The organism is Alcanivorax sp. 1008 (genome assembly GCF_020667895.1).
Lineage (GTDB): Bacteria > Pseudomonadota > Gammaproteobacteria > Pseudomonadales > Alcanivoracaceae > PGZG01.
The window spans coordinates 1-25,962 of sequence record NZ_JAFMPS010000019.1 but is presented as its reverse complement, the minus strand read 5'-3'; the positions used below and the strand labels follow the sequence as shown (position 1 = coordinate 25,962).

The following is a 25,962-nucleotide window of genomic DNA, read 5'->3' as shown; positions in this document are numbered from 1 at the left end:
GCCAAGATCGGCTGGCAGGACGGCCGGGACATCTGGTATCACGAGGCGCTGATGCAAGCCGATGGCAACTGTGCAGCGGAGCCCATGGCGGCCGAGGACCCACTTTTTATTCTTTATACCTCAGGCTGTACGCGCAAGCATACATTGGCCGGAAAATGAAAGCATAAGTTGTCCCGGCCCCTAAAAAAAAAGGCTTCATTGTAAGTGTGTGCTTACATTTCCCCAATGTAACCTCGTCTTTCGAGACTAGAAGCTGGCCATGATGAAGGGATCCTTGTTCTCCAAAAATCTTCGAGAAACCACATCTCTGGGCTGCGCTTCCCGAAAGGTGATGAAATCCTCAGCCTCAATCTGTTCTCGAAGGATCGCTTTGTCGGGCCGCAAGAGCATCGCGGTTGTCATGCAGCGTGCCTGGACCCTCTCCAGTGCCCGTAGTAGATCTTCCCAGTGCCTTCGAAAATGATGGTGGCGAGCAAGCGAGGGAAAGCTTTTGTATGAATAAATGGAGGCATACAGATGCAAATCGTTATCTCGCTCTGCCTCGGCACGCCTGAGAACGTAAAGAATAGCTAGGAAGCTATAGACCCCGCCGTGTTGGTACAGCATGTCAACATCATTCTCAAAAATAGGACGTAAACCAAACCCGTCCGAGCAGCCAGCCAGCTCACATGGCAGTTGCCAGAAGTCCAACGGATCTTGGGCATTAATCAAGCCGCGCATATGCCGACGGAGGGCTGGTGCAGTTATAGGTTTGTTCTCAAGCAGCGGAAAGAGTGGTAGATTGAAAACCTCATCGCTTCCGGGAAACAAACACCCTATCTCCTTGACCTTTCGCGCAGTCACGCAATTACTTCCACTTAGCCACTTGTGCACCTGGCGAGAGGATTCCTGACCATCCGAGAGAGCACGGTCAAGATCCGCGGCAGTGAGCTCAAACTCTTCAAGTAACGATTCCAGCCATATCCTCATCTGTAACATCTTGATTTCGGAGCGCTGGTTACTTCTCTTTGATTGAACAAGCGTCTTAATAAGATCCTGGGGCGGAGTTTTCATGGCACGGTGTAAAGAATCAGAAAAAAAAAGAAGAATAGTTTACCGAGAAAAAATCAGTTGTCTGCTGTAGCTTTTAAAGGATAACAGAAGACCAGACCGGACATAACATGCCAGCAGGTAAGCCAGTAGATGAATCCGAGGAATCCGTCCTGTCGCACATCAGGCAGCGCTATGGACAGATCCTGGATATGAGGCAAATAGCAGAGTTTTACAAATATCCTACGGTTGAGGCAGCACGGAAGGCTCGCCAGCGAGGGAAGCTTCCAGTGGCAGTTCATCGTTTTCCGGGCAAACGAGGATATTTTGCGAGGGCGGAAGATGTAGCCGAAAGCATCGGTAATATGGTCGATGTCCAGTGTGGTCCGGTGTAGTCCTGTTCTGAGGTAAGCAACTTGGGTGAATAAAATGAATTAGCCACAAAAAAACCGAAGCCAACGTTTGACTCCGGTGTTTTTTTGGAAAGGTGAAACTTCGGTCTGGTAGCCATAAGTATCCCTCCAAATGCGCCAATAGTCAAAAATTTTCAAATCAGAATGATCTCTGAGGGTGCTGCTTGCGTAAGCCAAAGCGGTACTTCGGATCAGGAGGGCGCGCATGCTTGGCGATAAAGAACTGAATGAGTACTTGGAACGTCTGAACATTGGGCATGAAGCGTCAGCTTATATCAGGCATGTCCGTAACAGCGAGCCATCTAGGATGGTCGGCGCAAGGGCGAAAAGAAATGTTGTGTCATTTGTAGCTTCAAGGAAGATGAATCGTACGATCTCGACCGAGAGCAGGATGCCTGAAAGAGCGTTTGTGGCGTTATGTGAATATGAGAAAGACATACTTGAATACTGGGATCAGCCAGAGGCTGAGAATATTAGCATCGTCGATAAAAATGGAAAGCGGAGGCGCGTATGGTACACGCCAGATTATCTGGTTCTATCCCGAGAATCGGTTTTCTTGGTTGAGGTAAAAGATATCAATGAATGCTTAAAATTAGTTGAAAATAACGCTAATTGGCATGGCAAGGACGGTGTCTACGAATACACGCCAGCTAAGGAAAAATTTCTAAATATGGGTTTAGTTCATAGCGTATTCTGCTATAAGCCCTGCATGAAATACAGGATCGCAAATATTGAGGCCATGCTAAAGACGAGGTTTCTACCTGCACTTTCTGAAGACATTCTTATGAAAGTCAAATATGCATTAGAAAAGACTGCCTGGATGTCTCTGCAGCAACTGAAAGAGAAAGTAAATCTTGATTCATATTCTGAACTTATTCAAATGCTTGATCAGGGAAAGATATTTTCCAACATAGATCGCGCACTAATATCCTCGCCAAGAGGTTTTCTGGTTTCTCTTAGTCACCAATGCCTTGACCTTGCATATTCAGAGATGAGTAAAGATCAGATTTATGACGGATCAGATGTTCTCGATCATGATGTGGAGATAATTCCATCTGAGAAGAGCGCCATGAGCGCGTTGGAAAAAATTCGCAGAATTGACGCCGGCGAATCTTCACGCAGCGTTCGGCGATGGAAAGCGGCTATTGAACAAGGAAAGAGTGAAGGGAAAAGCCGATTCCAGGCTCTTTTGCCTGCCTACCATCAGTCTGGTAACCGCACACAAAAGATACCTAAAGTCGTAAACGAATATCTTCTAAAGCATTTAAAGGAAGTGTTTTCTTCAGCCAATGGTATCTCGGTACACCGCGGGTACCACAACTATAAAGACCTCGCAAAGCTAGCCCATCCTGAGCATCCGCCGGTAAGTAGGGCGACCTTTCGAACGCGGATCTCTGAGCTTCCTAAGCCATATTTAGGTAGGAAGAGGGGTGGCACCAGACTGGAAAACGCAATGCAAGCCGCCGCGCCGATCGAATTTCGAGGATTGAAGAAGTTATACGGATGGGAGTGTGCTGCGATTGATCACTATTTAGCCGACGTTTACCTGAAGATCTTCACCGGCTCAGACTATGTGTATGTGGCGCGACCGTGGATCACTGCGATGATTGATCTCGCAAGCGGTAAGGATATTGCATTTTCATTGTCACTCTTGTCGCCTTCGAGAATATCGGTTGCTAGAGTGATCCGGGCGTGCGTCCGGAAATACAAAAAGCTGCCCGCTGAAATTATTGTTGATAGAGGCTCCGAGTTTAAGTCCGTTTTCTTCGCGTCTCTTTTAGCACATTTAGGTATAACGCTATCGCTCAGACCAAAGTCTCATCCGAGGTATGGATCGGAGGTTGAGCGGCTTTTCAAGGGCTATAAAGAAATGTTTCTCTGTACACTTCCGGGAAATGTTGCAAACCCTTTAGAAGTCAGATCGGTTGATAGGGATTTTTCTCCAGATAAGCATGCGGTGCTAACTCCCTATGACTTTTATTGCGAGCTGAGTCAATTTGTCGACTGGCGCAATAACAAGCCAGTTTCGCCAGACTCAATGTCCCCAGCGGCAATTTTTGAAAAGAGCCAAAAGGCCTATCCGTTCATAGGGCGAGAGGTTGATCTAGATCACGAGTTTCTCGTTGCGTCGAGCATCGAGGCTAAGCGTTACACCGTAAACGTATCACAAGGGATACATATCGGTGAGATGATGTATTGGAATGACAGATTGGCCTCACTGCCAGATGTCCGGCGAAAAGTTGACGTGAGGCTTGATCCAGAAAACCCATATCTTGTATATGCGCTAATTGACGGTCAGTGGTCGCCGTGTGGAAGCTCCCGCCTGCCTGGTTTTGCGTCTCTTGATCCGGTTGAACAGCGGGTACGAAACCTTGAGGTTGTTGACGCTTTAAACAGTAGGCGAGAAATTCGCGAGCATGCAGATGAGGCGCTGGCTGCGATCCTTCGGCAAGCAAATGAGCAGCGTACATCAATAAATGGAGATTCAATATCTGATGCTGGTAAAGAAGGACCCGACTTAAGACCAAGAAGGTTGCCCAGATCACCAGAGTCGGAGTTGCCGCCCTTGTCAGGCGAAATTTGGGGGGCGAGGAATGAGCGTTGATGCGGCCGTTTCAAAGATCAAGTCTACAAAAGTAACCCACCGGAACTGGGAAGAAGCCATAAACTCAGCGTTTTATAAGCTGACCTACTCTGAGCCAGGCGACGTGATATGTATTACTGGTCCATCTCGGGCCGGTAAAACGCGTTTGATAGGTGAGTTGGCTAGGCTCTTGGGCGGAGGGTTAGGAGATGATGAAAGTGGAATAATGAGATGCGTTACGGTAGACGCTGAGAATACAGGTCCGCATGGTAAGTTTTCAACAAAAGCGTTTACGCTAAAAATGCTCAAAGCAGTGCGGCATCCAATCTATGGCGGAATCGGAGATGACCTAAATCAGGATTATTCAAGAAGCAAAGCTGAGCGCGCCACTGAGGGGACTTTGCGAAGCGCCCTTGAGAGTGCATTTTTAAACAGAAAATCACGTTTCCTATTTATAGATGAGGCTCAACACGTTAGGTATACCAGTAAGGACGCGATGGGTGCCTATGCTGTTCTTGACTCTTGGAAGTGTATGGCAAAGGCATCAGGTATAACACTCGTTATCGTGGGAGCTTATCCGATTCTTGAGGTAATAGGAAAATCTCCTCATTTAATTGGTCGAAAGAGTCAGATACATCTGCCACGGTACCAAGATAACGCCGAAGATTTTCAGCAGTTTCGCAGGATTCTGCAGTTTTACGCGAATTTGATTGGAGAAGCCGCTGAGGAAGGCGTATTAATCGAATTGGAAGATATGCTCTATGACGGAAGTCTTGGATGCATAGGCCTATTGCAGCAATGGCTTATTAGGGCTGCGGCCCAGTCATGTGCAAAAGGATTCAGAATTAGTCGAGCCTCCCTGGAGCACGAGATGCTTTCAGAGGCGGATCTCGTTTCAATCGCACAAGAGATCCGGCTTGGCGAATCGATTTTGAAACTTCCTGACTATAAGTACGTCAAGGATTTGAATGGAGACCCGGGCGGAAATCCGAAGAATCCAAGGAAAGTAAAGGCAAGAAAGAGCAAGCCTTTCCAGCGTAATCCAAAGCGATTCAAGCCCGGAAACAGGACGGATCCTGATGCCGACTAATCTCTTCCCAATTAAGCTAGAGGGTTCCGGAACGGCTGAAGTTGAGTCATTAGCATCTTATGTTTACCGGATGGCATATGAGCATGGGGTATTCGTCGGCGAGTTTCTAAAGTATATCGGTCGTCGTAATAGTCTGGATCGACTCAAAGATGACCGGGGATCAATAAATATAGACTATGTGAAAGCATCAGAGATGGTGCGTGTAAACCGAATGTCAGAGTCGCTTATGGCGATACTTAGCCACGAAACAGGTCAGTACCTTGAGCACTCTCGATTTTTGTTTATGTCCACTGATGTATGGCGAAGCCCCCGAGAGATCGTAAAGGGGTTCAGGTGGTGTCAGGAATGCATGAGTGAGTGGAAAGCTACGGGGCAAACGCCATACTTCAAGTTAACGTGGCACCTGTCTGAGTTTACGCACTGTACTCTTCACAGAACCAAGCTTGTATCCAAGTGCTCATTTTGTGGCTGCAACCAAGTTACCTACAAGCGTGTGAAGCCGCTAGAATACTGCCAGATTTGTGGTAATCATCTTGCTTCGGTCGCTCCGGGCAGTGAGTTGACCGACCTGGCTAGCACCTGGGAGCAGAAAGGCGCCGATCTTCATCAGTTGTTTATTGATATTGCAAAGTATGGCGCATCCGTTGAGTCATTCTCCGGTGGGATATGGCTGTCACTCAGGGAAATATTCAATCACTTTTGGGATTCGCGGAACGAAAGCCATATGTATCAAGCTTTCCCAAGGGATGAATGGATAAGCATATATCATAAGCAGCGCCCAATTAGTATCCGAACAGCCAGGCGCATATCCTATGGTCTTGGAATTGACCTCTACACTTTGATGTCCGGAAATGCCATGTCGTCTTCACAAGTTCTTAATGAGACTTGGCTTTGCGAGCTTCCAGATGGGTTTTGTGATCGACAGTTAAAAAAAAATCGTAATCATCGTGAGATCCTAGAAAAGCTGAAGATCATCCTAGATGAGGATGGCCAGCCTCGGTCTGCCAAAGACATAGCGCGGGATTTGGATGTTTCTGTTGGGTACTTGCGACACAGGCACCCAACGATATTGGCTGCCTTGGTGGAGCGGTACCAGGCTTTTATAGCTGAAGAGCGACGCCAAAAGCGGCTTCGGGCGAAGGCAGAAGCATTGAGGTATTTCACAGGCCGTGAATTTTCCGAGTTCCCTAAATCTAGGAAGCAAGCCTATATATTCCTGAGAAATAAGACAGGCCTGCCAAAATTTTTGCTCAAGCGAGCCATTGATGAGGTGTACGAGGCTTTATAGGGTCTGACTGCTGTTTCGCCCGAGAAGTTGGCAACGTCATTTATGCGGAACCATATTTAGTTTTTCAGAAAAGGCGTCGCCGGTTGTGGGTGACGAGGCCAATAGAGGCCGCCGCGATGGCGTTTGCCCAGGGTACGTCCGGGCGAAAGTAGACGGCGACCTGCCTGGGGGCGCTTCCTGTAAGCAATAGCTGTACTCATATATAGGTATTTTGGCCCCTAAATGGTCACATATACTCACATATGGGTATCATGTCTTGATATGGATACCTTGCCTGTTATCGGCCAGAACTTGCGCGCCGCGCGTAAAAAACGATTCCCCAGGGATCGGCTGGAAGACTTTGCCCTGCGGGTTGGCGTAGGCCGGGCAACCCTGCAGCGCATGGAGCAGGGGGACCTGAGTGTGTCCTTGGGGCGGTACTACCAGGCGGCCAAGCTGCTCGGCCTTGACGATGCATTTGTGGAGCTGCTGAAGCCGCAGGAAAGCCTCTTTGACGATTGAGCGCTATGACCGGCATGCAGCGATTACCAGCATTTGTCTGGCCCGAAGACAGAGGAAACACTGACTAGCCCCGCGCTCATTTAAGGTTCACGATAGCGAACATTATGAGACTTAGGGAGCAGTATAGTGAACTATAAAGAGGAAGGTCGTACCCGCCTTCGACCTGGCTACCCCTTCAAAGCCCAGCGAGTGCTGCAGGATCTGGGATACGCCATTGACGTTGCCCGCCGGCGCCGCCGCATCCCTGTTGATTTAGCGGCGGAGCGAACGCAGATGAGTCGGACAACTTGGAACAAGATAACAAAGGGAAACCCCACGGTGGCCGTAGGCTCTTACTTTGCGGCTCTTCAGCAGGTGGGGCTTCTGGACGTCTTCGAGGCGCTAGCCGACCCGGCGCGGGACACGGTGGGGCTGAGCCTGGAGGCGGAGCAGCTTCCACAGAGAATACGACGCAGGGGGTCTGCAGGGCGCACAGGGCCTGCAGGCTGACAAGCAGGGTTGGCAGCGCTAACCGGTTTCAGGTGGCAGGGTTTGCCAGCACAGGGTGAAAATTAGACCAGCCCCTGCAAAAGGTTGAGCGCTGTCGCTGGCTGTCCGCCCGGAAACCACAGATGCCGTCAGGTCAGGCAACTTGCCGTTTGAGGAGCGGGGCTATTCCCCGCACATACTGGCGAACGCTATCCACTTCGCCGAATCGGCGGTGGACTTTCATGGTGCGTTAGAGCTCTCGTTGCAGCATGCCGGAGGGGCCAATTATTCGCCGGTCATGGTTGGTGCCTATGCGGGCGCTCTCTATCAGGGGCCGTCAGAATCCATAGCGCGCGCAGTGCACGGGGATGTTCTGGTGGACAGCTTAACCTCTGGCATATGGCAGCACCCTTGAGGGCGGCTTGTCCATAATTCCTGCCAGGCCAAAGCGGGACATTTGCTTGGCCCGGCGAGAGGGGCAGGCAGGGCTGTTCCAGTGGGTGTTGCAATGAAGCCGTTGGGCGGAGGACCCGGGACGGGTGAACAAACCCAATCAGGCCCCCTTGGTCGCCCAGAGTCTGGGATATGCGTACACTGATGCGGCGTCTCAGTGTCCGTTAACAAGGAACGATTAATGAAGCTGGTCAGCTGGATAGGAGGCAATGACCTCAAGGGCTACAAAGAGAGCCCCGTCAAAGGCCCCTTATATGCCACCATCGCCCAGATTCGGCCATCGCAGGTCAGCCTGCTCTATAACTATGACCAGAAGGAAGTTGAGCCTTACCTTGATTGGCTAGGCAGCCAGTTCGACCTTGAGATTAACGCTCGGCACGTAGAGCTTTCATCGCCAATTGATTATCACGATATATACCTGTCCGCTGATAGTTTTCTCAAAAACACCATGCCCGACGCCATTCTTTTGAGCCCGGGCACACCGACGATGCAGGCTGTATGGGTTCTGCTTGGCAAAACAAAGTATCCCGTACGCTTCTTTCAGAGCTCCGAGGAGGCCGGCGTAGAAGAAGTCCAGGTGCCCTTCGACATTGTCGCGGACTTCATTCCACGTAACAGGTCGGTGGGTCGTCTGGATGCCATGGCCGTCGGTGATGTGCCCATTGACTCAGCCTTCGATGACATCATCACCAGCAGTGCCAGCGTGAACGAGCTCAAGGCCAAAGCAACGGTCTTGGCCGGCACTGAGCTGCCTTGCCTTATCTACGGTGAAACGGGCACAGGAAAAGAGCTGTTCAGTACTGCTATTCACAATGCCAGCGCCCGGAAAGACGGGCCCTTTGTGGCCGTTAACTGCGGAGCGATCCCGGCAGAATTGATCGAATCCCAGTTCTTTGGCCACAAAAAAGGCGCATTCACTGGGGCGGTCGGTGAGCATAAGGGGTTCTTCCAGCAGGCTAACGGCGGGACTATCTTCCTGGATGAGTTCGGTGAGCTGACCCCGGATGTTCAGGTGCGGCTGCTGAGGGTCTTGCAGGATGGCCAGGTGACGCCAGTGGGTGCGGCCGGACCAGAGGCTGTCAATGTTCGGGTCATTGCGGCAACCAACCGTGATCTCCTTCAGGAAGTGGCGGCAGGCCGCTTCCGTGAAGACCTGTTCTACCGGGTGGCCGTCGGTGTTTTGCGGCTCCCCCCGCTACGGGACAGGAAAGGCGACGTGAAATTGCTGGCCGAGGCGTTCCTTCGTGACCTGGACGGCCAGATTGCCAATAATAAGAAATTCTCTGCAAAAGCAATAAAAGTTATGCTTTCCCACCAGTGGCCAGGCAATGTCCGTGAGCTGCAGGCCACGATTGTGCGGGCTGCCCTGTGGGCGACGGAGGATGTGCTATCCGATCAGGATATACAAAGAGCAATGTTTGCCCTGCCGGATCGGCAATCGGGCGTGCTGGGGCGAGATATTGCCCAAGGTATTGATATTAATGAAATTATTGGCGAGGTGGTGCGTCATTACATCCCCAGGGCGTTAGAATTGGTGGCCGGCAATAAGACAAGGGCGGCCAAGCTCCTGGGGCTGAATAATTACCAAACACTCGACAAATGGGTCGATAAATACAAGGTAAAATAAAAACTGGCACGGTCTTCGCAGTAAGACCGGCATGAGCGGACTAAATATTATGCAGTCACAGAACTTTGAGTTCCTGCGCCACACGTGGCCAGAGCTTGCAAGCCTTGCAGGGTTTGCCGAGCTGTATGCGGATGCAGACCCTCAAAGTGCCCTGACCAAGCTTCGCAATTTCGCCGAGCGAAGCGTGGATATTGCCTATGCCGAGCTTTCCCTTCCCCGGCTTCACAATGGCTCTTTTATCGATCTCCTTCATGATCCCGGTTTCCAGTCAGCCACACCCAGGGTAATCCTCGACAAGCTTCATGCGCTGCGTATTCATGGCAACAAAGCGGCCCATGGCGATGCGGTCACCCCCAAAACGGCTAATGGCATTTTGAAGGAAGCGTTTGATTTGGGGTGCTGGTTGTTTGCGACCTACGCCAATGGCGATGTGGCTGCCATCGCGCCTTACAAAAAACGTGAGATGCCACGGTCGGCGAAAGCTGACTACAAAGCAGAGCGGCGCCAGCTACTGGAAAAATATGCCCGCCAAGAAGCCCGCATGCAGTCGCTTCTTGAGGAACTTGAGAGGGAAAAGGAGCATCGCCAGCAGGCAGAGCGGACCGCAGAAGAGTTGAAGAGCCTGCAGGCTGAAGCCAGTGCAAAGGGGCAGCGCGCCGTTAATGCCCTCCAATTCAACGAAGAGACCACTCGAAAGTTCCTTATTGATACCCAGTTGGCCCAGGTCGGCTGGGATGTGGATAAGGCAGAGTCTGTGGGGCTCGAGGTAGAGGTAAAAAGCCAGCCAACAAAAACGACAAAAGGCTACGCGGATTACGTCCTGTGGGATGATAACGGTAAGCCTTTGGCGGTGGTTGAGGCCAAGAAAACGGCTGTGGAGGCTGAAGCCGGCAGACATCAGGCGAGAATCTACGCTGATGGCCTGGAAAGCGAGTATGGGCAACGGCCGGTCATTTTCTATACCAATGGCCATGAAATCTGGATCTGGGATGATCATGCCGCGATGGGCTATCCGCCGCGGAAGCTATATGGGTTCTATTCCAAATCGAGTCTGCAGTTCCTGGTACGACAACGCAGCGAGCGCGCCCCACTATCCCAGACCCAGCCGAAAGAAGACTTACTTGGCGAGCGCCTGTATCAGCAAGAAGCGTTGAAGCGCATATGCGAGCGTTATGAGTCAAAGCAGCGAAAAGCGCTTGCGGTCCAGGCGACCGGTACCGGAAAAACCCGTCTGGCCATCGCCCTGTCTGACGTCTTCCTGAAGGCCGGCTGGGGCAAGCGCGTGCTCTTCCTGTGTGATCGGCGAGAGCTGCGAAAGCAGGCAAAAAATGCCTACAGCGAATTCCTGACGGCGCCAATTACAATTCTGTCAAAAAGCAGCGTCGAAGATACGGCCAACCGCATTTTTGTGGCGACGTATCCGGCCATGATGAAGATCTTCGAGCGTTTTGATCCTGGTTTCTTTGATTTGATCATTGCAGATGAGTCACACCGCAGTATCTACAATATATATGGGGACATATTCCGTTACTTCGATGGCTTTCAACTTGGCTTGACCGCAACACCGGTAGAAATGGTAAGCCGGTCCACATGTAAGCTGTTTGGCTGTGATTTCAAGCATCCCACTAGCAACTATCCGTTGGATGAAGCAATACAGGATCATTACCTCGTGCCGTATGTGGTGGAGAAAGTCACTACCAAATTCCTGCGTGAAGGAATCAAGGCTGAAAAGCTGACGCCGGAACAGATCGCCCAGCTGGAAGATGAGGGGCAAGACCCGAACCTGCTTGATTTCGAAAGTGCCGAAATCGATCAGGCTATCTTTAACAAGGATACAAACAGGAAGGTTATCCAGAACCTGATGGAGCATGGCCTCCGGCAGGGTGATGATCAGACACTGGGCAAGACTATTGTCTTCGCTCGCAATCACCAGCATGCCATCTTGCTTGAGCGGCTTTTTAATGAAATGTACCCACAATACGGGGGAAAATTCTGCCAGGTGATAGACAATTACAATCCCAGGGCGGAAGAGCTGATCGATGATTTCAAAGGAAAGGGGAGTAACAACGAGCTGACGATAGCGATATCCGTGGATATGCTCGATACAGGCATCGATGTGCCGGAGATCCTCAACCTTGTATTCGCGAGGCCTGTAAAGTCACCGGTCAAATTCTGGCAGATGGTGGGCCGTGGCACCCGTCTATGCAAAGACCTGTTTGGCCCAGGGAAGCATAAGACTCATTTCCAGATTTTCGATCATTGGGGCGTCGTGGAATACCACGGCATGAAGCAACGTGATGTCACTATCAGTCACAGTAAGCCCCTGATGCAGCGAGTCTTCGAAACGCGACTGCAGCTGGCTGAAGTGGCAGAGAGCAAGGGCGAGGTCGATTTCCTCTTTTCTGTTATGCGCTGGCTGCACCAGGCCATTAATGCCCTGAACGACAAGACCATCGGGGTGCGTGATAAGTGGAAGGTCAAGCAGCAGATGTCAAACCTCGACACTCTATGTGCTTTCTCCCCTGCCACAAAGACTGCCCTGAGGATGGAGATCGCGCCCTTAATGCTCTGGCGTGACATTCGCGGCCATGGGGAAGCCTACCGCTGGGATCTTTTGATAAGCAGCATTCAGATTGAAAGGCTCCGTGAATCAGCTGGTTTCGATGACAAGGCCGGGGAAGCCATCGGCTTGCTGCAGTCATTGCGCATGAATCTCAATCAAGTCAAGGACCATGCCACAATGATTAAGCAATGCTGGGATATTAATTGGTGGCACGACGCCACGCTTGAAGATATCGAGCAGGCGCGTGAGGCTCTGCGCAGCATTATCCAGTACCGTGAGAAAGCCGCCACTGAGGCCGTGCAGGCGCCGGTGGTGGACATAGAAGACAGTGGTGAACTCCGTGAGGCGCAAAAGACCCATCTGAACGCCAACGACATGGCGGCGTACCGCGTTAAGGTCGAAAAGGCGCTACAGGAACTCTTTGACAAGGATCCGGCGCTCCAGAAAATTCGATCTGGAGAGTCAGTCACTGAAAAGGAGCTCAATGCCCTCAACTCTTTGGTCCATACACAGCATCCCGATGTTGATTTTGCCACCCTCAAGGCATTCTATGGCTCGGCGGCTCCACTGGACCAGATTCTAAGAACCATCGTTGGAATGAACTCAGAAGCGGTCAATGCCCGGTTTGCTGAATTCGTGAGAAAGCATCCGAACCTCAATTCACGACAGATCAAATTTCTTACCATGCTTAAGCGACAAATCGCACAAAGTGGCGCCATCGAAATCGATAATCTCTACGAAATGCCATTTGCAGCAATCGGTGAGCCCGACGATCTGTTTGGCGAAGAAGAGCAAATTGGGGCCCTCCTGAAAATCGTCGAGAGCTTTGGTGTGGTGCCGCCCGCCCCGAACTAGCGTGATGTTTCTGCTCTTCATGATGTCAAGAACAGATGAAGATGGATCAAACAGAAATTATGTATTAGCCACAGGATCTTATACGTAAATGATAACAGGTCAGCTAAAAAGCAAAGTCGATAAGTTGTGGCTGGAGTTCTTTTCCAGCGGCATCGCCAATCCTTTGACCGTAATCGAGCAAATCACATTCTTGATGTTTGCGCGCTTGCTGGACATCAATGAATCCCGTGACGAGAAACGCAAGGCAAGAACCAAGAAAGAGTTCAAGCCACGGTTTTCAGCAGAGGAGCAGCACCTACGATGGTCATCGTTTTCACACATCGGCGATGCGGATGAGTTGATGGCAGTTGTCCGCGATGGCGTGTTTAAGCACTTCCGCACCCACGGCTCAGACAGCCGGTTCGGCGAGTACATGAAGGACGCACGCCTGGTCATTGAAAAGCCGAGTCTTTTAGTTAAGGCCGTGGAGATGATTAACGAGCTTCCTTTGGAGGCAGGCGACACCAAGGGCGACCTGTACGAGTACCTGCTAAGCAAGCTTAACACGGCTGGTATAAATGGCCAGTTTCGCACGCCGCGTCACATCATCCGCTTGATGGTTGAAATGCTCGATCCGCAGCCAGACGAAAAGATTGCCGACCCATCTGTGGGTACGGCCGGCTTTCTGGTCACGACGATGGACTATCTGTTGGAGCACAACACGTCAAAAGAGGGCGTGATCGAAGAGCAAGTGACAGACGAGCAGGGTAATGAGCTCGTCGAGAAGATCTATACCGGCGATATGTTGACTCAGGCAGACTGGGAGCATGTTCGTACCAGTATGTTCCATGGTTTCGACTTCGACGCCACAATGCTCCGTGTTGCTGCCATGAACCTGTATATGCATGGCGTAGAAGATCCGGATATTTTCTATCAGGATGCGCTTGCGCAGAGCTTTGGCGATCGCTTCCCCCAGTACGAGCAAGATGCATTCAACGTTGTCCTGGCTAATCCACCCTTCAAGGGCATGATCGACGAAGACACCATCAATCCGCCGATTCTGAGGATGGTAAAAACCAAGAAAACTGAGCTGCTGTTCCTGGCGCAGATTCTACGCATGCTCAAAATGGGCGGCCGCTCGGCCACTATTGTGCCTCAGGGTGTCCTCTTCGGTTCGTCGCGGGCGCACCAGTCAGTGCGTGAGGAGCTCATTGAGCGCAACCAGCTGGAAGCGGTGATCAACTTGCCAAGTGGCGTGTTCAAGCCCTATGCCGGGGTGGCAACCGCAATATTGATCTTCGCCAAGGGCGGGCAGACCGATCATGTCTGGTTCTACGACATGCTTGATGACGGCTTCTCTCTGGATGATAAGCGGGATCCGCTCTATAAGGATGAAGCTGGAAGACCAGTGAGCTTCGCCGGTGACCTTCCAAAGGTACTTGCTGCCTGGAAAGCCCGTGATAAGAGGGCCGCCGACGGCGACGAAAATGATCGCTCTGCGGCCTCGTTCTGGGTTGGCAAGAAGGAGTTGGCTTCCAACAAGTATGACCTGTCGCTGAGCAGGTACAAGGAAGTCAAGTATGAGGAAGAAGAATACGATCCGCCGAAAGTGATCCTTACTCGCCTTAAGGGTTTGGAGAAAGAGATCATGGCGGATATCGATGAGCTGGAGAAAATGCTGTGAATTGGCCTCTCGTGGCTATTGGAGAGTTCTGCAGGACGGGAAGCGGTGGCACCCCCTCCCGACGACAGCCAGAATATTATCAAGGCCATATACCGTGGATAAAATCTGGTGATTTGCGAGAGAAAACGGTTGAATCCGCTACCGAGTACATTTCTGAGCTGGCGATCAAAAAAAGCAGCGCGAAGATCGTGCCAAAAGGCGCTGTGTTGCTTGCAATGTATGGAGCTACCGTCGGAAGGATGGCGATGCTGGGCATCGATGCTGCGACTAACCAGGCGATTTGTAACATTATTCCTGAGCCGGAAAGAGCGTTAAGGAAATACGTATACTATGCTCTATTAGCTAAGGTCCCAGAGTTTCTTAGAAGTGCCGTAGGTGGCGCTCAGCCAAATATAAGTCAAGGATTGATTCGGGATACAAAGATACCTCTTCCTCCTCTCGACGAGCAAAGACGTATTACGGCTATCCTCGACAAAGCCGATGCCATCCGCCACAAGCGCCAAAAGGCCATCGAGCTGGCGGATGAATTTATCCGTTCAACCTTCCTCGACATGTTTGGCGATCCTGTCACTAACCCAAAAGGGTGGAATATTGGTGGATTTATAGATATTTGCGAGATAAATCCTAAAGCTGCTAAGTATGAAGATGCGTTTGAGGTATCTTTTGTGCCAATGCCATGCGTATCTGAAGATAGTCATATGCTTAAACAGCATGAAATTAGAACGTACAAAGAAGTAAAGAAGGGCTTTACACCATTTCTCGAAAATGATGTGTTGTTTGCGAAAATAACTCCTTGTATGGAGAACGGAAAAGCAGCAATTGCAACTGGCTTAAGGAATGGTGTGGGATTTGGGTCAACTGAGTATCACGTTTTTAGGGCTCGTAACCCTGATTATGCTTCCTTTATCTACGCGCTGGTTCATCTGCCGTCATTTAGAGTGCAGGCAGCTAATAGCTTTTCAGGAGCTGTGGGTCATAAAAGAGTGCCGAGAGAATTCTTGGAGGACTATAAGTTAATATTGCCCCCTGATAATTTAATAAGGCAGCACAGAAAGATATTTGAATTTGTTGGGTCGCTTCGGGATAAAAGTTGCTTTCAAGCTAGGCATGCCGAGGACGTTTTTTTAGCGCTAAACCAAAGACTATTTTGCGGATAACTGTAGTCAGGCAAAGTTAAAATGCAAATCACAGAAATTACGCTCAAGAACTTTAAGTCGATCGGCGATGAATCGCAGGTCATCGAGCTATCACCTATCACGCTGCTTTTTGGTCCCAATAGTGCCGGGAAGAGCACTGTTTTGATGAGTCTGATGTACATCCATCACATTCTAAAGACGGGGGATGCGGACCCAAAGCAACTGAAAGGTTTGCCCGACAGGAATATTGGCGGCTTTAAATCGCTCATTCATATGAATGACCTGACTCGTGATATGGAAATATCCGTGTCGTTTGTAAGCGAATTTTTTGAAACTGTTTCTTATGAGCACAGTGACCTTTTGGGGCCTGAGTGCGAAGCGCTTTTTCGTAATGTCGCCGACAAACTGGATCACGTAAAGGTCAAGTTTGTTATCGGTTATGATGACGAGGTTGAGGCCGTCCTGGTAAAAGCGATTGAAGTGATCCCCATCGAGAAGTGCTTCATAAAGAGTGAGGAATGGTTGGCGCGCATTGAAGTCGCGGGGGTCCAGAGCTTGCAGGTCGGTGATGCATCAGAATCCACGCCTGGTGACACCTATCCGCTAAAGGGCTTCGCCAGACTGAATGTATTTCATCCTATTCTGCTTAACGATGCGGAGCTCGGCAAGATCCAAGCCGCTATTCTGAAGCATGCCAGCCGGGATGATGTCGGGAAGCTGTGTTTTGACACCTACGAGGATATTTGCGAAGACAACGAAGATTTAGAGGTGTGTGACGGCATGCCGTCCCTGTACATGGACAGTGAGGGCCTGAATGAGACCACCGAGGGCTTCCTGGCCAAAATTGACACTCGATATGGTGCGCTGCCCAAGCTTGGCGAGCCGATAGCGTGGTCAATTGACCTGGATGGCTCGCCGCCGCTGGGCGATGACTGGGCTCTGCGCGCCGGTCCGTTGCAGAAAGAGGCGGTGAGGCAGGTTATCTCCAATTGTACTGTCCTGCCTTTGGACCAACTGCTCAGGGGATTGGAGAAGATTCTGTATATAGGGCCCCTGCGCTCCATTCCCGACAGGCAGTTCTCAGCGGATGAAAAAATTGGCCAAGGTGATTGGGTGGCAGGCCTTGGCGCCCTCCAATATCTTGCTCGAGCGGGATCCGGCATCGACTCATCGTTTCTCGATGAGGTTAATTACTGGCTGAGGGATAAGTTGAACACTGGGTACTCGGTAGAGGTCCAGGAATTTATGCAGCTTCCGAAGGATGGTCCTCTGGCTCTGGCTTTGGCGCTAGGGGACGATGACGTTCTCCTTGATAGCGAGACCATCAAGGAGTATCTCGCTGATCTGGACACCACGGTACAGGTTTGTCTCAAGGATGAGTCAATGGGGCTCACTTTGCACTTTCACGACCTGGGTGTCGGTATATCTCAGGTGCTACCGGTGATCGTGGCGTCTCTTGGTCCAGGCGGGTTTGTCGCCGTTGAGCAGCCCGAGCTTCACATACACCCCGCACTGCAGGTAAACCTTGGCGATCTCTTTATTCATGCTGTCACGCGCACCAAAGGAGAGAAGGATTTTACTAGTGTACCCAAGTGGATTCTTCTTGCGGATGCTGTAGGTAGAGACGCCGATGAAGACGAGAAAGAAACATTATATGAACACTATATTCGTAGTTTAGGGAAGGCTATAAAGCATTCAGTCTGGCTAAGAAGCGGAAATGTCGAAAGTTTAGTTCCTGATGGGGACGCAAGCGCAACTAGTGCGTGGGAGGCCAGAAAAGTCTTCGGAATGATCCCTAGAGTGGAAAAGCAGTTCCTAATTGAAACTCACTCTGAGCACTTGATCCTGAGATTGCTTAAAAGGATCCGCCAGACTACAGATGGTGAGCTAGAGGATGAGCGTTTCGCGTTATTGCCTGACCAACTTGGCGTGCTGTACGTCGACCCCCCTGAAGAAGGCAGCCTCGGCGGCGCAGCCATCAAGAGGCTCGAGCTGGACGAGGACGGTGAATTTACCACTCAGTGGCCCAGGGGCTTCTTTGTCGAGCGCCGTGAGGAGCTGATGTGATGATCAAGGAATATGCAATTGACCCGGAGATCATCTTTGAAACAGCAAAGGATGAAAAGGCTTCTAGGCAGCTAAAAAAGGCCTTTGGAGTTGGGCGACCTCGGATTGCCAGTACATTTCCCAAGCAGAAGCCCCAAAAGTGGGCGTCGTTTTGTCGGCAGTTTACGCCGGCGGACATCCTGCCGATGGCTCAGCAAAGGGCTGATGCGCTAATTGATGCATTTAAAGATGCCTGTGTGCATCGCGGCGGAGTGATCTCATCGGGTACGGAAGGATGGCCTGATGACGTCATAGCAGAGAATCAGCGCCTAGCCTTCGATGTGGTGTTGAGCAATCGAGAGTTAGATCTTCAGAATCTGTTACCTCTTGATCAGATTGATGAGGAAGGTAGCCTCTGGGAATGTGAAGAGCAATTCCAACCGCAGAGAACGGAAGAGGGGCTGTGCTCTGTAGTCGGCAACCTATTGGCCTGCTCCAAGAAAATCGTAGTAGTGGAGCCATACGCCAGAAACAATAGAGCAATTGTATCAATCTGCGCGTTCATACAGACGGCTTTCAGAAACAGGCGCCCATCAGAGCCGTTGCAGTTTCAGGTGCTCTATAGGAATGACGACGGAGGAGAGCGAGTAGCTGATTTTATTTTGGATCAGGTATCCAGGCGTTTGGGACGTATAGAGTACGAATTTGAGCTCACCGTTAAGGGGCTCATCGAATACCCGCGTGGTGAGGCGATACATAACCGATATATTCTGACGGAACTTGGTGGTGTCTCTTTTGGCTACGGCACAGACGTTGGCGAGGAGTTTCATACTGATGATGTCATATTGCTCCACAAAGAGATGCGGCAGCGCCGATGGGACCAGTATGTGGAGGAGCCATTGGGTTTCCAGGTTGGGGTAGTACGAAGACGCCGAATGGGTCGACAGGCTGGCGCCGGAAGGTAGCGCCACCGTAAATCTTGGGTTTTCGTTGCCGCTTCAATAATGGAGATGAACGGTCTTCACTCTTGGCCCGCTTTCAAGTTATTCCTCCTTCCTCTGGTCCGTTTGCTTCTTGGGCATGGGGCTTCCGGTGACTCGGCAGCCATAACAAGCCCTATCATCGCATAGCAATTCTTACGCCGCCGCCGGCAGTCGCATTTCAACGGGCGCCTCCCGTTCTCGTATTATCCTATAAAAACAATGCGTTAAGGCATTTCAGCAGTTGGCACGGGCCATGCATTATTCACAGAAATTAGGTCCTCAGTCCACATTTGGCTGATTGTATTAAGGCAGCCTTAGTGAGGTCTGAATCGAACAGAGGGAATTCAGCTGCGCGACAGGCGCCCTTTCCTCTGGACGGTGAGGAAGCACCAGGACTGGCTCGTGACTAGCTCATATACGAGCTAAGCCAGTGATTCATCAGTCGCCTACACGCGGAGTACGATCATGGCAAAGATCATCAAACTTGACGCTGAATATACTCCTCGGCAGATCATACGTATGGGGCGCTTGAACGAGGAAATAGAGTGGGCGCTGATCAGGGCTGGGGTAAAGTGTATCGATCAATATCACAAGCGCTGGGACCTGGATTTTATCCGCAGCATTTTAGGCAATTACAGTAGGGGTCAGGTAACCTTCTCCCCTAAGCAGGCAAAACAGATTGAGCGAATACTTGACGACTGGTGTGATGCAGTCGACCAACAACGAGCTCAAGCGAGCAAGTACAAGAACGGCAGCGCCGCACGAATCCTGAAGTTCCGGGGTAGGCCACAGCCACAGGAGCAAATGTAGAGATGGCTAAGACTTACGGTGCACCAATTCAGGGTGGCCCAGACGATATCCAGGTCATTGAAGACGCGAGCGCGTTTCTTGTGAAAATTCACCCACGCCAGAAGGAACGGGCAAGCCGGATTGTCGGGCGTAGGTGGGATCCAGGGAAAGTGGCTTGGGTTTACCCCAAGACCCTTCAGGCGTACGAAGACCTGAAGCAAGAATTCGAAAAAGATGCTTCCGTTTTCGACATTCGAAAGCCGAAGCGGACTCCTTTACCGCCGCCAGAAGTTAGAGCAGGTGATGAGGATGACTGGCTGGATGAAGATGAATGGCGGGATCTGACTGAAAAGACCTCGGATATTCACTCAGAGTTCCAGAAAGTCTCCAAGAATATGGAAGCTATTCAGGACTCTATCCAGATTCTGACAAAGACAACGGCTCAGTTAGAGTCAAAAATCTCCGGCAATGAAAATTTGTCTGAGTCTCAAGAGTGGGAAATCAATATTGAGTCAGTGAGTGGGCGCGCGCTCATTGAAGAGGCATTGAAGTCGCTTGCCATAGAAATGGCAGAGAATGATCAGTCATTCATCTCGTACATATCTGAATTAAGCCCGCTAACGGACCCGAATACGTTTGTAAGCAAAACCCATGAGCGTCTCAAGAATGAGCTTAAGGCTCAATTTGGCAATCTGCTGCAGCCTGGAGATCCAGCGAATTTCTTTCCTTTGGCCAAAATTGCTGATGCTGAGCAGGCGTATCCAGTTCGGATTTGCAAGACTCTTTTCACTATGAATCAGTCGAGAAACTATCTTGCGCATCCTCCGGAGGATTTATCAGTCCACGAAGTAAAGGCTCGCGCCATTTCCTACCTTTTTTGTCTGGCGTTTGTCTGGAAGTATGTTGGTGCCCAGCCGGAGTAGGTCGTGGACGTGAAGAATACTCTTCATTTATATGAAGTTTCCGGATGTCCGGCATCTGCTGATTCCAGCGGGCGTTGGCAAGAAGTGCTGGAAAAGCGACTGGATTCAGGTCACTACGAATATCTTCGGGTGCGTGAGCGCTTGCGCGTATGGTTGGACGACGGCAAGCGTCAACCCACTTCTGACATGTCGATTACGTACCAGGAGGGAATTGAAGTCTTCCGGGTGTCGTTGAAGGGGGCCTCAGACAATACGCTGGTGGGTATCAGATCTTGTAGGCTGTACTTCAAGGATGATCAAAAGTACCCAGCGCAAGAGAAGTATAGTGAGCTCTTTTCACAGTCAGATGCTCCGCCCGTACTACGGCAGTTGCCTCTTATTCCTCAGTTGCATGAATTTGTCGGCTTCCTTAACAAAGAGTCGCCGATACTAGCGCTTTTTAACGATATTTCGTTTGTCCCACTGGCTGAGAGGATTTTGGTTTGCCGCTCCGGCGAAAAGCATAGTGTGCACTCCCTGTCAAAGTCCGGATACAGCAAGTCGATACTATCGAATGTCAGAAATAAAAAAGCCGAAACGCCGGCAAGCTTTCATTTCATATTGCTGTCTGCATTTGCGAGGGATCAAGGAAAGGCAAGGCAGGTGGCTGCGGAGACCGCAGGCGTGCTTGAGAGAGAATGGGGCTGCCACATAACCAGCAAGAATCGCATTGCTTCGAGTGAGCGATTTGAAGAATTTATAGATAGCGGCCTGAGTGACGCTGTCGTATTCGTTGGTCTGGACGGCGAGAAAGGTGAGCGGCCTCCGCAGTCTGCGATTGACTGGATGCGCGCTCTGGATGAAAACAAGACGCCGTATGCGCTCTTTAACTCCAATGTCGAAGTGAATCCAAAGTTCACGCGGCACGGCAATGCAATGAATCTTCTGTCCAAGGCCGGAGGGGCGCACTTCCATGTTGAGCCCCTGGGGCTCCCGGATTTTTGTGATCAATGGTGCATAGGGTTGGACCTGGGCTTCGGGTCTCAGTACCGAGGGAAGATGGCCGTCATCACGCTGACCGACGGGAAGGGCCAGTTGAAGGCCTATTGGCGAGCAATCAAGGACATGGATGAGACATTAACACCAGATGTGCTCTCTCAAGGACTGAACTGGCTGATAGGAGTGGCTGAAGAAGAAAAACCCGGGCGGAAATACCTGGTGATCAGAGATGGTATTTGTCCCAAGAATGAATACATGGAGGTCTACAAAGACCTTCTGCCCAAGGGTAGAAGCACACTGGTGGAATGCGTCAAGAATGGTAACCCGGTTATGGTCTCGGCCGACGGCCAGCCAGATGCCGCAACGCTCGCCATTCCCAAGGGCGAGAATGCAGGGTTCCTTTTCACAGCTCAGGCGCCCCAGAAGGGAATGCTAACAAACACGATCAAGTTTTATACGCGGCATAATGACCTGAAACTCTCTCTTGAAGAGATCGGCGAGGCTCTTTGTGCTCTATGTTTCGCCCCGAAGCTATCGTTTCAGCCATCTGGTTTGCCCGCCCCAATCTACTGGGCAGACGGAATTGCATCCGTTCGGTACACCAATCTTCAGTTTGCCGGATGGTCGCATTTACCAAATAGAACAAGGGATTTCCGGGTTGGGAGGTGAAGAATTGCCGAATCGCGGAGGCTAGGTGATAACACCATTCCGGATCCTTGCAATGAGGTGCGAGACCTCGGACCAGCCCTTCCGTGTTGTAGCATGCTCACGAGGAGTCAACCCATCAAATATTCTTCTTGGAGTGTTCAGCCACTGCTCTGCCCTTTTTTGATCTCCGAGCATTGAGATGGTCATTTCCAAGAGAGAATCGGTAGACTCTGATTGTTCCGTGAGACCGGTTGCCTGCGTTTCTTGGGGCCCTAAGTTAGGCGTTTTTTGCGTGGTGTCGCGGGGCGTTTGAATGGCAATCGTTTTCGTTTCCTCATCCAGAAGTTGCTGAAAGCGCGCCAAGTCAGCCAGTGAGATAAGCGCAAAAAGCTCTCCTGCATCGTCGTAAACAATGGTTGCGCCGCCATCAAATGAATCAGCGCGCCCAGCATTGCCTTTGATTAGTTCGTCCTTATGAATCCGCTTCATTGGTTATATTTCTCTGTATCAAGCCGGCAATCGGCGGCTCCCACTCGGCTCCAGATTGACTTGAGCAAGTCGATACAATTCGGTCGGCCGGCGCCACTGTCATGGGACGCCCGAGTCATCGCTGTTACGGCTCGAAACTGCGACCTTCATGTCTGGCCTGAAATTTGTGTTGAGCTCGTCTGGAGCGTAGCCGCGAGGGTTACAAATCACCCTGGTTTGCCCCACGTAATAATCCGCGCTGGCGTGGCAGTGCCCGTGAATCCAAAGATCCGGATTGAGTTCATGAATCAGCCCCTCCAGCTCAGAGGCATAGGCCGCCGAAAACGGTTCGTCCCGAAATTCTGGGTCCAGGGAGTTAGGGCTGGGCGCATGATGCGTCACCACAACGTTGGTACGCGCATCAGAGGTGGAGATGCTCTTTCGGAGCCAACTCACATGACCATGGTGGATCCGAGCCAGATCCACCGACCGCATCCTCGAGTGGCTCGGCAAGCGGCGGATATATTTGTGGTCTGACATGACCGCCTGACAAGCTTGGCCGGACGCTACCGGATTTCCGAACAGCCGATAATCGGTCCACAAGGTAGCTCCGTGGAACCTGACGCCTTTGATCAGTACTGAATCAGTATCCAGCACGTGGACATTGGTTCCCTTTGCCTTGACCCTGAGCTTGTCCAGCAACGCAGGATAGCTCGTCTTGTAGAACTCATGATTCCCCAGCACGTAGACGATGGGAATCGACAGCCCGAGCTCCAGAAGCCAATCCAGGCCCTTCTCCCTCTCATGAATATCTCCTGCGAGCACCGCCACATCCGCATCTTCTGGGTTGAATTCGAAGTCTCCGGTTTCCAGGTGAAGATCACTCATAACGGACAATGTGATGGCTCCCCTCGGCCGAGCTGGGGTGCGATTCGAGATCATGGGAACCCCTCACCGATCTTGTTGATAACCTTATCCAGTTCGGTGCCCGCATCTTCCTCCGAAAGGTATGCCAATGGCGTTTTGCCACCTAGCACTGGCAGGGGCGTATACAGCCACCTCCTCGTCTTGCCCAAATCCGCCTTCATCATGATAAGCGTCCGATCGAAGAGGCGCGCCAAATCATAGACTCGCCTGGCCCAGGGCTGCGGAATAACGCCTTCTTTTTCCCAGGTGATTGAATCTTCCGGATTCGCAGAAATCAGATTCAACACCTCAGGTTTCGGCACATTCAGCAGCCAGCTCATTAAATCGAGGGCGTAGCAAGTGAGCCCCGCCTCAATGCGAGGACGAATGCCCAGGCTGTCACCCACTGCATGGTTGGTTAGCCGCGCCCGGATTGGTGCGGGCCATGGGTCATCGCCCCGATACATGAGCACGCGCACCACCGCTTCAGGCCAGTCTCGGCAGAAGTCACTACCGAATTTGATCAGAGAGCCCTCGAAATCTTCCTGCCCCTTTCCTTTCTCGTTATCGTCAATCAGGAGATCACCCTTGAAGAGATCCTTCCGTGGGCTGATGTGGAGCCGCTTGACGAAGCCATACCCAAGGTGCCGTTCAATCCAGAGTCGCTTCTCCGTATAGGAATGCGGATTCCTGGGGCTGGGCGCTGTCAGGATCTGCACTTCCACCCCACCCATGGCGTCCAGCACGTGCAAACCCGTTACAGCATCTGGAATCGGTTTCAAGGCGCTGAAGAAACCGGGCGTGGCCTGTGGCCACAGGGAGGCGGGCTCAGCAGCGCGTGCAGCTTCAAAGGCTGACCTGAAATCTGTGAGCACATCGTCCATGTCCACAAACACCCGGATTGGCCTCGGCCCGGGCGGTGGTTCCCTGAACGAATTGCGGTGCCTGGTGCAGGTGGCCACGATCCAGCCATCAAGGCTTACTCGCTGCCCCGGGGCACCGCAGAGTTCGCAGGTACGCTCCGCCAGAAGCTCCGCATGCTGGAGCAATGCACCCTGCTCGGGGCTATGGTGATCGACATAGAACCGGAGCCCACCGAACTTCTGTTTGATCTGCAGCGCCACGATCTGTGGTGCCCCACGATGGTCTGTCTCTTCTTGCAGGCTCTTGCAAAGCAGGTCGATGATGTTGAACCACCCATCACCGACACCAATCCCATAGGCCGCCACTCTCGAGAGAATCCTGGGATGCCTGGCGAACAGAAAGTCCTCATATTCTTCCTTCATGACTTTGGCCCTCCAACGCCGGACCCTGAGTCGTTTTTTGTAATCACCCCTAAGGCTCCGACCGATGCCAGCAGCCTGTGGTGATCAATAAACGGCATGAGCCTGGCGATGTTTCTGGCATCGTCGATGCCCCGGTGAGGGGTCCCGACGAAAGAGAGCTGGTGATGCGCCAGGGCCGCCCTGAGGGCGGTCCGGCGGGTCCCGTTGGTTTGCTTCCAGGGCCGCTTCAGATTGACGTGCGCCATGCTTAGGAACTGCGAGTTGGTGGGGTGCCTCTGCTCCATGGAGGCAAACAGGCGATGGTCAAAGTTTCCCCAGCTGCCCCAGATCCCAAGTCTCCCGCCCATCCACTGATCCAGCTGGCGCATGGCCTCAACGTAGGTTGGGGCCCTGTCCACATCCTTTTGGCGGATGCCGGTCAGGTTGGTGCAGTATTCGCTGAGGATCGGCTCATCCTTCGGGCGCACGAAAGTCGAGTACTCGTCCAGAATGGCGCCTTTCTGGGTCACGAGGACGCAGCCGATTTCGATGATCTCCATGTCATCGACGCTGCGGCAGATCCGGTCATCCCAGCAGGTGGCCTCCAGATCGACGATGAAGAAGGGACGAGCAGGGGAGCGCCCCCGGCTGACAGGCGATTCAATTTGGTGTGCGGTGTGACGAGGCTTTGATGACGCGTGGCCATCAGGCCGCTTTGCAGCTAACTGTTTGGTTTTCATGATGTACGTTCATAGCTGGTGAGATCCTCCCCAAAGGCTTGTCAGCCGGAGGGGGCGGTGCGGCAAGGCCGCTATCTATGCGCGAGCACAGAGGCGCTAGGAACGTATTATTCGAACCTGGAAGCTTTGGGGGAGTGCGTGCGCACAGAGCAAGACCGGCTCTCCTCGGAGAGGCCGCAACTGCATCACACTTTCACGCACTGGCTGAGTCATGCTGCTCATTCTAAATGAATTGAGCGTCCAACATAGCGGAGTTTTGGCTGCGAGTGCAACCGGGAGCTTGGTACTAACGTGGTACAGGCGGTGCCGCTAAGCAACAGCCATGTAGCGCTCAAAGCACGGGGCATTTTGGGGGGCAAACTATCCTTGCGCTGCCACCATAGTTGGTCCAAAACGGCCAACTTATGCTTGCGCGTACACAGGCTCTACAGGCAAACCAAAGGGCGTACTACACACCACCGCCGGATATCTGCTTGGTGCCACACTGACCCACAAATATGTGTTCGATTATCACGACGGTGACATCTACTGGTGCACCGCAGATGT

The 25,962-nt window shown here is 51.7% G+C and carries 19 protein-coding genes; 14 read left to right on the top strand and 5 right to left on the bottom strand.

Going from position 1 to position 25,962, the window contains the following annotated elements; all coding sequences use genetic code 11:
• Nucleotides 1–246 precede the first annotated feature (246 nt).
• Complete coding sequence (locus J1C54_RS14350) at nt 247–969, bottom strand: hypothetical protein (RefSeq protein WP_229149263.1); 723 nt, start codon at nt 967–969, stop codon at nt 247–249.
• 678 nt (nt 970–1,647) lie between these two features.
• Between J1C54_RS14350 and J1C54_RS14345 the strand changes: the two genes are divergently transcribed.
• The 14 genes from J1C54_RS14345 (at nt 1,648) to J1C54_RS14280 (ending at nt 22,058) form a co-directional block, all read left to right on the top strand.
• Nucleotides 1,648–4,047, top strand: coding sequence for a DDE-type integrase/transposase/recombinase (locus tag J1C54_RS14345; RefSeq protein ID WP_229149261.1), 2,400 nt, complete (start codon nt 1,648–1,650; stop codon nt 4,045–4,047).
• Nucleotides 4,037–5,116, top strand: a complete 1,080-nt coding sequence (locus J1C54_RS14340; protein ID WP_229149260.1) for an AAA family ATPase — start codon at nt 4,037–4,039, stop codon at nt 5,114–5,116. The genes J1C54_RS14345 and J1C54_RS14340 overlap by 11 nt, the downstream gene beginning before the upstream one ends.
• Nucleotides 5,106–6,404, top strand: a complete 1,299-nt coding sequence (locus J1C54_RS14335; protein ID WP_255612674.1) for a TniQ family protein — start codon at nt 5,106–5,108, stop codon at nt 6,402–6,404. The genes J1C54_RS14340 and J1C54_RS14335 overlap by 11 nt, the downstream gene beginning before the upstream one ends.
• A gap of 261 nt (nt 6,405–6,665) precedes the next feature.
• Entirely contained in the window at nt 6,666–6,905 is a 240-nt protein-coding gene (locus J1C54_RS14330) for a helix-turn-helix domain-containing protein (protein WP_229149259.1), read from the top strand.
• Nucleotides 6,906–7,031: 126 nt separating this feature from the next.
• Nucleotides 7,032–7,394, top strand: coding sequence for a hypothetical protein (locus J1C54_RS14325; RefSeq protein WP_229149258.1), 363 nt, complete (start codon nt 7,032–7,034; stop codon nt 7,392–7,394).
• Between the two features lie 613 nt (nt 7,395–8,007).
• Complete coding sequence (locus J1C54_RS14320; RefSeq protein ID WP_229149256.1) at nt 8,008–9,453, top strand: sigma-54-dependent Fis family transcriptional regulator; 1,446 nt, start codon at nt 8,008–8,010, stop codon at nt 9,451–9,453.
• Nucleotides 9,454–9,484: 31 nt separating this feature from the next.
• Complete coding sequence (locus J1C54_RS14315; protein ID WP_229149253.1) at nt 9,485–12,871, top strand: DEAD/DEAH box helicase family protein; 3,387 nt, start codon at nt 9,485–9,487, stop codon at nt 12,869–12,871.
• 88 nt (nt 12,872–12,959) lie between these two features.
• Entirely contained in the window at nt 12,960–14,534 is a 1,575-nt protein-coding gene (locus J1C54_RS14310; RefSeq protein ID WP_229149252.1) for a type I restriction-modification system subunit M, read from the top strand.
• Nucleotides 14,531–15,691 (top strand): restriction endonuclease subunit S, encoded by a 1,161-nt coding sequence (locus J1C54_RS16765; protein WP_229149251.1) that lies wholly within the window; start codon nt 14,531–14,533, stop codon nt 15,689–15,691. The genes J1C54_RS14310 and J1C54_RS16765 overlap by 4 nt, the downstream gene beginning before the upstream one ends.
• Before the next feature lie 21 nt (nt 15,692–15,712).
• Nucleotides 15,713–17,737: an AAA family ATPase gene (locus tag J1C54_RS14300; protein ID WP_229149249.1), complete on the top strand. Its 2,025-nt coding sequence runs from the start codon at nt 15,713–15,715 to the stop codon at nt 17,735–17,737.
• Nucleotides 17,737–18,681 (top strand): hypothetical protein, encoded by a 945-nt coding sequence (locus J1C54_RS14295; RefSeq protein ID WP_229149246.1) that lies wholly within the window; start codon nt 17,737–17,739, stop codon nt 18,679–18,681. The genes J1C54_RS14300 and J1C54_RS14295 overlap by 1 nt, the downstream gene beginning before the upstream one ends.
• Nucleotides 18,682–19,164: 483 nt before the next feature.
• On the top strand, nt 19,165–19,509 hold the full coding sequence (locus J1C54_RS14290; RefSeq protein WP_229149244.1) for a hypothetical protein: 345 nt from the start codon (nt 19,165–19,167) through the stop codon (nt 19,507–19,509).
• Nucleotides 19,510–19,511: 2 nt separating this feature from the next.
• The gene (locus J1C54_RS14285) at nt 19,512–20,411 is read left to right on the top strand and encodes a hypothetical protein (RefSeq protein ID WP_229149243.1); all 900 of its coding nucleotides are present in this window, start codon (nt 19,512–19,514) and stop codon (nt 20,409–20,411) included.
• A 3-nt stretch (nt 20,412–20,414) separates the two neighbouring features.
• Complete coding sequence (locus J1C54_RS14280) at nt 20,415–22,058, top strand: hypothetical protein (protein WP_229149242.1); 1,644 nt, start codon at nt 20,415–20,417, stop codon at nt 22,056–22,058.
• A gap of 21 nt (nt 22,059–22,079) precedes the next feature.
• Here the strand turns inward: J1C54_RS14280 and J1C54_RS14275 are convergent, their stop codons facing one another.
• The 4 genes from J1C54_RS14275 to J1C54_RS14260 all read right to left on the bottom strand — a co-directional run bounded on the left by J1C54_RS14275 (nt 22,080) and on the right by J1C54_RS14260 (nt 25,416).
• Nucleotides 22,080–22,526 (bottom strand): MbcA/ParS/Xre antitoxin family protein, encoded by a 447-nt coding sequence (locus J1C54_RS14275; protein WP_229149241.1) that lies wholly within the window; start codon nt 22,524–22,526, stop codon nt 22,080–22,082.
• Between the two features lie 99 nt (nt 22,527–22,625).
• Complete coding sequence (locus tag J1C54_RS14270; protein ID WP_229149239.1) at nt 22,626–23,447, bottom strand: metallophosphoesterase; 822 nt, start codon at nt 23,445–23,447, stop codon at nt 22,626–22,628.
• Nucleotides 23,444–24,697, bottom strand: a complete 1,254-nt coding sequence (locus J1C54_RS14265; protein WP_229149232.1) for an antitoxin Xre/MbcA/ParS toxin-binding domain-containing protein — start codon at nt 24,695–24,697, stop codon at nt 23,444–23,446. Before J1C54_RS14265 ends, J1C54_RS14270 begins: the two co-directional genes overlap by 4 nt.
• Nucleotides 24,694–25,416, bottom strand: coding sequence for a 3'-5' exonuclease (locus tag J1C54_RS14260; protein WP_229149227.1), 723 nt, complete (start codon nt 25,414–25,416; stop codon nt 24,694–24,696). Before J1C54_RS14260 ends, J1C54_RS14265 begins: the two co-directional genes overlap by 4 nt.
• Between the last annotated feature and the right edge of the window lie 546 nt (nt 25,417–25,962).